General features: G+C 34.1%; 8 protein-coding genes. All 8 read left to right on the forward strand.

All coding sequences use genetic code 11. The features are described from left to right. Window positions 1–59: 59 nt before the first annotated feature. The 8 genes from I6E15_RS04930 (at window position 60) to hgdC (ending at window position 7634) form a co-directional block, all read left to right on the forward strand. Window positions 60–809 carry an IclR family transcriptional regulator gene (locus tag I6E15_RS04930; protein ID WP_235245765.1) on the forward strand — a complete coding sequence of 250 codons (750 nt, stop codon included), beginning with the start codon at window positions 60–62 and terminating at the stop codon, window positions 807–809. A gap of 236 nt (window positions 810–1045) precedes the next feature. Then, window positions 1046–1336 carry an OadG family protein gene (locus tag I6E15_RS04935; protein ID WP_177162313.1) on the forward strand — a complete coding sequence of 97 codons (291 nt, stop codon included), beginning with the start codon at window positions 1046–1048 and terminating at the stop codon, window positions 1334–1336. A gap of 99 nt (window positions 1337–1435) precedes the next feature. Continuing rightward, window positions 1436–1879 carry a biotin/lipoyl-containing protein gene (locus tag I6E15_RS04940; RefSeq protein ID WP_235245766.1) on the forward strand — a complete coding sequence of 148 codons (444 nt, stop codon included), beginning with the start codon at window positions 1436–1438 and terminating at the stop codon, window positions 1877–1879. A 13-nt stretch (window positions 1880–1892) separates the two neighbouring features. Beyond that, window positions 1893–3035: a sodium ion-translocating decarboxylase subunit beta gene (locus tag I6E15_RS04945; protein ID WP_235245768.1), complete on the forward strand. Its 1143-nt coding sequence runs from the start codon at window positions 1893–1895 to the stop codon at window positions 3033–3035. A 77-nt stretch (window positions 3036–3112) separates the two neighbouring features. Further along, window positions 3113–4060, forward strand: coding sequence for a glutaconate CoA-transferase subunit A (gene gctA, locus I6E15_RS04950; protein ID WP_177162315.1), 948 nt, complete (start codon window positions 3113–3115; stop codon window positions 4058–4060). A 2-nt stretch (window positions 4061–4062) separates the two neighbouring features. Next, on the forward strand, window positions 4063–4866 hold the full coding sequence (gene gctB, locus I6E15_RS04955; RefSeq protein ID WP_177162310.1) for a glutaconate CoA-transferase subunit B: 804 nt from the start codon (window positions 4063–4065) through the stop codon (window positions 4864–4866). A gap of 40 nt (window positions 4867–4906) precedes the next feature. Continuing rightward, window positions 4907–6667: an acyl-CoA carboxylase subunit beta gene (locus I6E15_RS04960; protein WP_235245771.1), complete on the forward strand. Its 1761-nt coding sequence runs from the start codon at window positions 4907–4909 to the stop codon at window positions 6665–6667. 151 nt (window positions 6668–6818) lie between these two features. After that, on the forward strand, window positions 6819–7634 hold the full coding sequence (hgdC, locus tag I6E15_RS04965) for a (R)-2-hydroxyglutaryl-CoA dehydratase activase HgdC (RefSeq protein ID WP_235245773.1): 816 nt from the start codon (window positions 6819–6821) through the stop codon (window positions 7632–7634). Window positions 7635–7660: the final 26 nt, after the last annotated feature.

Here is a 7660-nt window from a genome sequence, read left to right on the forward strand (position 1 = left end):
AAGGGTATTGTAATTTTTTTAAAGGAGGAAATTAATATATACTATATTAATGAAGAAAAATGATACAAAGTTTATTAAGAGCAATGGAATTACTAGAAATTTTAAAGAGAGCAAACGATACTTGTTCCATAGCACAATTAGCTGAAGAACTGGAGCTACCACCAAGTACAGTTCATAGAATATTAAAGACATTGTGCTCGACAATGTATGTTGTGAAAGATGAGAAATCCCATGAATATAGATTGGGACCAGCACTTATTCCTCTCGGGACATCAGCTTCTAAACACGTACATCTTCAAAGTGTAGCATATGATGTGTTAAAAAAGATAGCTTTAGAAACGGGAGAGGATACTTTCTTGATTATTCCTGTAGAGTATAAAGGTATAGTTTTAGAGAGGGTTGATGGAAAAAGAACTTTAAAACTAGTTGAAGAATTTGGAGATGAGTTGTATCTTCACTATGGTGCTATAAGAAAAGCGATACTTGCATTTCAATCAGACGAGTTTATAAATGACTACATAAAAAAAGTAATAGAAAAAGGAAAAACTTCTCTTAGAATAACACCTTTAGAGCTTAGAGAAAAACTAAAGAGAATAAGAGAAGAGGGAATATCTACATCGTCTGGAGATTATGCCAAAGGGACTATTGGAATAGGAGCTCCTATAAGAAATAGTTCAGGAAATGTTATAGCTTCTGTTGGAATAGTAGTTGCAAAACCTAAAATCTTCTCAGAGGAGAGAGTAGAAAATCTTAAAAATATTATAAGAAAAGCAGGAGAAGATATTTCTAAGGGTATAGGATATTTTTAAGATATGCTTTACATATATATGATAAATATATTTTAAAATGTTATACTATTTAAATTATAAATTATGTAAGCTTTTAGAATAAAAAATGTTAAAAAAAAACTTAAAACAAGAGAATAAATAAGAAAATATACAAAAAATTTATTGACTAAATAGAAATTTTGTATTATAATTAATTTGAAAAAATGAAATACATTCCATAATGTGGAATATAATAACATAAGGAGGTGTGAGAAGAGATGTTTACTGGTAGTACTATGGGAATATTTGAATCATTAATAGTTTCTGCTTTAGGATTGTCTGTTGTTTTTACAGCTCTAGCGGTATTGGCTATTGCTATCATTATTTTCTCTAAAATATTCAGTTGTTTAGGAATTTCTGAACAAAAACCAGCACCAAAAGTAGTAACTAAGCCTGCAGAAGAGGACTTAAGTGAAGAATATTGTGCTGTGTTAATATCAGCTGTTTCAGAAGAATTACGTTCTGTAAGAGGTGAATATAGAGTAAAATCTATAAGAGAAATTAAATAGTGTTTTAAAAGGGTTTTTATTTTATTAAAAGGTATTGAGTTTATTAAAAAATTAAAATTTAAAAAATTATGAAAAATTGAAAGGACGGTTTTTAAGAGAATGAAGTATATTGCCAATGTAAATGGAAAAAGATATGAAATAGAATTAGAGAGAGTTGAAGATTACAGACCAATGACTCGTGAGGAAATAGCAGCACCAGTAACAGCATCAGCACCTATCGTAGCAGCACCTGCAGCTCCAGTAGCACCAACACCAGTAGCAGCACCTGCACCAGTTGCTCCAGCTCCAGTAGCAGCTCCAGCACCTACAGCAGCACCAGTTTCAGCAGGAGCATCTACAGTAGTAGCTCCACTTCCAGGAACAATCTTAGACGTTAAAGTTGCACCAGGACAAGCTGTAAAAACTGGAGAAATAGTAATCATAATGGAAGCTATGAAAATGGAAACAGAAGTTGTAGCAGCGGCTGATGGGGTAGTAGATTCTATCCTAGTTAAAAAAGGTGACGCAGTAGATACAGATGCAACTCTAATTACATTGAAATAAGGAGGAGTTGTAAATGAATTTTATAGACGTATTTAAAGGAATTTTATTAGAGTCAGGGTTCATAGGAGCAACTTGGCAAGAGCTAGTAATGATACTAATATCATTCGTATTAGTATATATGGCTGTAGTAAAAAAATATGAGCCATTATTACTATTACCTATAGCTTTCGGTATGTTCTTAGCTAACTTACCTTTAGCTGGTCTTATGAAAGAAGCAGAACCTTGGTACTCATCAGGAGTATTAAGAATAATCTATAGTGGAGTAAAAAGTAGTTTATTCCCTTGTTTAATATTTACTTGTGTTGGATCAATGACAGACTTCGGTCCATTAATTGCTAACCCAGTAAGTTTACTATTAGGAGCAGCAGCTCAATTTGGTATCTATGTAGCATTTACATTAGCTAATGCAACTGGATTATTTACAGTTGGAGAAGCAGCAGCTATCGGTATCATCGGAGGAGCTGACGGACCTACAGCTATTTATATAGCTAACAACCTAGCTCCAGACTTAGTAGCACCAATCGCAGTTGCAGCTTACTCATACATGGCGTTAATCCCTATGATTCAACCACCTATCATGAGAGCTTTAACAACTGAAAAAGAAAGAAAAATTAAAATGGGACAATTAAGAAAAGTTTCTAAAGTAGAAAAAGTAGTTTTCCCTATATTCGTAACATTATTCTGTGCTTTATTACTTCCATCAACAGCACCATTAATCGGTATGTTAATGTATGGTAACTTATTAAAAGAATCAGGAGTAGTTGCTCGTTTATCTGATACAGCTCAAAACGCTTTATGTAACTTAGTAACATTATTACTAGGACTTGCAGTTGGAGCTACAGCAAACGGAACTATCTTCTTAAGAACTCAAACTTTAGCAATAGTTGGAATGGGACTTTTAGCTTTCTGTTTCGCAACAGTTGGAGGAATCTTATTAGGAAAAGTTTTATGCTTAATAACTGGTGGAAAAATCAACCCACTTATTGGATCAGCTGGGGTATCAGCAGTTCCAATGGCAGCTCGTGTTTCTCAAGTTGAGGGAGCAAAAGCAAATCCTACTAACTTCCTATTAATGCACGCTATGGGACCTAACGTTGCAGGAGTTATTGGGTCAGCAGTTGCAGCTGGATTCTTTATGATGGTATTTGGAAAATAATAAAATCTTAAAAATTATAACATTTGAATAAAAACAAAATAAAATTTAAGGAGGTTTTTGACGTGGAAAGTAAAATAATGTCTTTAAAAGACGCAGTAGCAAAATATGTCAAAAATGGAGATCATATGGTTATAGGTGGATTCACTACTAACAGAAAACCATATGCACTAGTTTATGAAATTCTAAGACAAGGATTCACAGATTTTGTAGGAGAATCAGGACCTGCAGGTGGAGATTGGGATATGTTAATAGGAGCTGGAAGAGTAAAAGCTTATATTAACTGCTATACAGCTAACTCAGGAGTAACTAACGTTTCTAGACGTTTCAGAAAATGGTATGAAGAAGGAAAACTTAACATGGAAGACTACTCACAAGACGTTATCATGTTAATGTTACACGCTGCATCTCTAGGATTACCATATTTACCAGTTCGTTTAATGATGGGAACTGACTTAGTAAACAAATGGGGAATCTCTAAAGAAGTTAGAAAAACAATAGACAAAATACCAGATGACAAATTTGTTTATGTAGAAAACCCATTCAAACCAGGTGAAAAAGTAGTAGCTGTTCCAGTACCTGAAATAGACTTAGCTATAATTCACGTACAAAAAGCATCTCCAGATGGAACTTGTTCAATAATTGGTGACGAATTCCACGACGTAGACATCGCTATCGCAGCAAAACGTTGTATAGTAACTTGTGAACAAGTAGTAAGTAACGAAGAAATTCGTTTAGATCCTACTAAAAACTCAATAGCTGGATTCTGTGTTGACGCAGTTGTACATGCACCATACGGAGCTCACCCAACTCAATGTTACGGATTCTATGACTATGACAACGCTTTCTTAAAATTATATGACGTTGCAAGTAAAACTCAAGAAGACTTTGAAGCATTCTTAAAAGAATGGGTATATGACGTACCAACTCACGAAGCTTATTTAAATAAATTAGGAGCATCTCGTTTAATCAATTTAAATATAGTTCCTGGATTAGGATATGCTAAAAAAGCTGAGGAGGTAAAATAGAAATGGCAGATTACACTAATTATACAAATAAAGAAATGCAAGCAGTTACAATTGCAAAACAAATTAAAAATGGACAAATAGTTATAGTTGGAACTGGACTTCCATTAATCGGAGCCTCTGTTGCTAAAAAAGTATTTGCACCTGAATGTAATATCATAGTTGAAAGTGGACTTATGGACTGTAACCCAATCGAAGTACCAAGAAGTGTTGGAGACAACAGATTCATGGCTCACTGTTCAGTACAATGGCCAAACGTTCGTTTCATAGGATTCGAAGCTAACGAATGGTTACACGATGAAACAAGATTAGTAGCTTTCATCGGTGGAGCTCAAATAGACCCATACGGAAACGTTAACTCAACTTCAATAGGAGATTACAACCATCCAAAAACTAGATTCACTGGTTCAGGAGGAGCTAACGGAATCGCTACTTATGCTAACACTATCATAATGATGCAACACGAAAAAAGAAGATTTATAAATAAAGTAGACTACATCACATCTCCAGGATGGATGGACGGACCTGGTGGTCGTGAAAAAGTTGGATTACCTGGAAACAGAGGACCAATAATGGTTGTTACTGACAGAGGAATCTTAAAATTCGATGAAGAAACTAAGAGAATGTATCTAGCTGGATACTATCCAACTTCATCTCCAGAAGATGTATTAGAAAACACTGGATTTGATATTGACGTATCAAGAGCTGTATTATTAGAAGCTCCATCTCCAGAAGTTATCAAAATGATAAGAGAAGAAATTGACCCAGGTCAAGCATTCATCAAAGTTCCAGTAGAAGAAGCAAAATAGTCTTTTATATCTAAAAGTAGACAAAATCAGGAGGAAATAAATGAATAATTATTCAATGCCAAAATATTTTCAAAATATGCCTACACTAGGAAAACCTCTAGCTGCAGCTAATAACGAAAATATGGAAGCTTTAAAAGCAATTGAAGCTGATATACACGAAGCAATAAAAACAGTACAAGCTGAAGGACGTACTGATGAATCTTTAAACGAATCAGGACAAATGACAGCTTTACAAAGAATAGCAGCATTAGTAGATAAAGGAACTTGGTGTCCATTAAATACTATCTACAACCCAGAAGGAAATGACAATGGGTCTACTGGTATAGTAAAAGGATTAGGAAGAATCAACGGTAAATGGGCAGTAATCGTTGCATCTGACAATAAAAAATTAGCAGGAGCTTGGGTTGCAGGACAAGCTGACAACTTATTAAGAGCATCTGATACAGCTAAAACATTAAGAATTCCTTTAGTTTATGTACTAAACTGTAGTGGAGTTAAATTCACAGAACAAGAAAAAGTATATCCTAACAGAAGAGGTGGAGGAACTCCATTCTTCAGAAACGCTGAATTACAAAAATTAGGAATTCCAGTAATCGTTGGAATTTACGGAACAAACCCAGCTGGTGGAGGATACCACAGTATCAGTCCAACTCTAATCGTTGCTCATAGAAAAGCTAACATGGCTGTTGGAGGAGCAGGAATCGTTGGAGGAATGAACCCTAAAGGACATATCGAAATACCTGATGCTGAACAAATCATCACTAACACAATAAACGCTGGAAAAGTAAACCCTCCTGGATCAGTTTCTATCCACTTCAATGAAACTGGATTTATGAGAGAAGTTTACCAAGAAGAATTAGGTGTAATAGAAGGAATCAAAAAATATGTTGATATGTTACCAGCATATGATTTACAATTCTTCAGAGTTGACGAGCCAAGAGCTCCTAAATACTCAGCTGAAGACCTATATTCAATAGTTCCATTAAATCAAAAGAAAACTTACGATATCTATGAAGTTATCGCACGTTTATTTGACAATTCAGAATTCACTGAATACAAAAAAGGATTTGGACCTGAAATCGTAACAGGTATGGCAAAAGTAAACGGATTATTAGTAGGAGTTGTAGCTAACGTACAAGGACTATTAATGAAATATCCTGAATATAGAGAAAATGCAATAGGAATCGGAGGAAAATTATACCGTCAAGGTTTAATTAAAATGAACGAATTTGTAACTCTTTGTGGAAGAGACAAATTACCTATCGTATGGATCCAAGACACATCTGGTATCGATGTAGGTGACGAAGCTGAAAAGGCAGAATTACTAGGATTAGGACAATCTTTAATCTACTCAATTGAAAATTCAGACATACCTCAATTTGAAGTTACATTAAGAAAAGGAAGTGCGGCAGCTCACTATGTATTAGGAGGACCTCAAGGAAACAACACTAACGTATTCTCAATAGGTACTGCAGCAACTGAAATGTATGTTATGAATGGAGAAACAGCTGCAATAGCAATGTACTCTAGAAAATTAGTTAAAGATAAAAAAGCTGGAAAAGATCTACAACCTACAGTAGATAAAATGAACGAATTAATCAAAAAATTCTATGATGAATCAAGACCAAAAGCTTGTGCAGTAACAGGTATGGTAGATGAAATCGTTGATATGACAATGATTCGTCCATATATCGAAGCATTCGTAGAATCAGCTTACCAAAATCCAAAAGGAATCTGTGCATTCCATCAAATGTTACTTCCAAGATCAACTCGTGATTTTGATAGTTACACAAAAAGATAATCTATTAAATAATTAAAAAATATTAACAATATTTCACTTCGAAAGAGGTGAAATATTGTTGTATTATTAGATTTAAGTTTTTAATATATATAAACTTAGATTATTATATAAAAAATAAATTTTTTTAAGTGCAAGGAAACGGAGGATTTTAATGTACACAATGGGAATTGATATAGGTTCTACTGCATCTAAAAGTGTTATACTTAAAGATGGGAAAGAAATTATCAGTAAAGCCGTTATTAATGTAGGAGCAGGTACTAGTGGACCAGGTAGAGTTATTGAAGAAGTAACTAAACAAGCAGGTCTAAAAAGAGAAGATATAGATTGTGTATTAGCAACAGGATATGGTCGTAACTCTCTTTTAGAATGGGCAGATTACCAAATGAGTGAACTTAGTTGTCACGCAAAAGGAGCTAACTATCTATTTCCTAATGTAAAAACAGTTATAGATATTGGTGGTCAAGATGCTAAAGTACTTAAAGTTGGACCTAAAGGAGTTCTTATAAATTTTGTAATGAACGACAAATGTGCAGCTGGTACTGGAAGATTCTTAGACGTTATGGCTAAAGTATTAGAAGTAAAAGTTAGTGACTTACAAACTTTATCTGCAGAATCAACAAAAGATGTAAGTATAAGTTCTACTTGTACAGTTTTTGCTGAATCAGAAGTTATTTCCCAATTAGCAAAAGGAACTGATAAAAGAGATATCATAAGAGGAATCCATCGTTCAGTAGCAGGAAGAGTTGGAGGACTTGCAAAAAGAGTAGGGTTAGAAGACGACTTAGTTATGACAGGTGGTGTGGCCCTAAATGGTGGAGTTGTTTTAGCTATGTCTGAAGAATTAGGAAAAGAAGTTAAAACTTCACCTTTAACTCAATATACAGGAGCAATAGGAGCAGCATTATTTGCATATCAAAAAAGTGATATGATACCCATAAAGGACACATATATATTATCAACAAATTAAAAAATATAAGAAAGTTGGTAATGTAT

It is taken from the genome of Fusobacterium perfoetens (assembly GCF_021531475.1).
Classification (GTDB): domain Bacteria; phylum Fusobacteriota; class Fusobacteriia; order Fusobacteriales; family Fusobacteriaceae; genus Fusobacterium_B.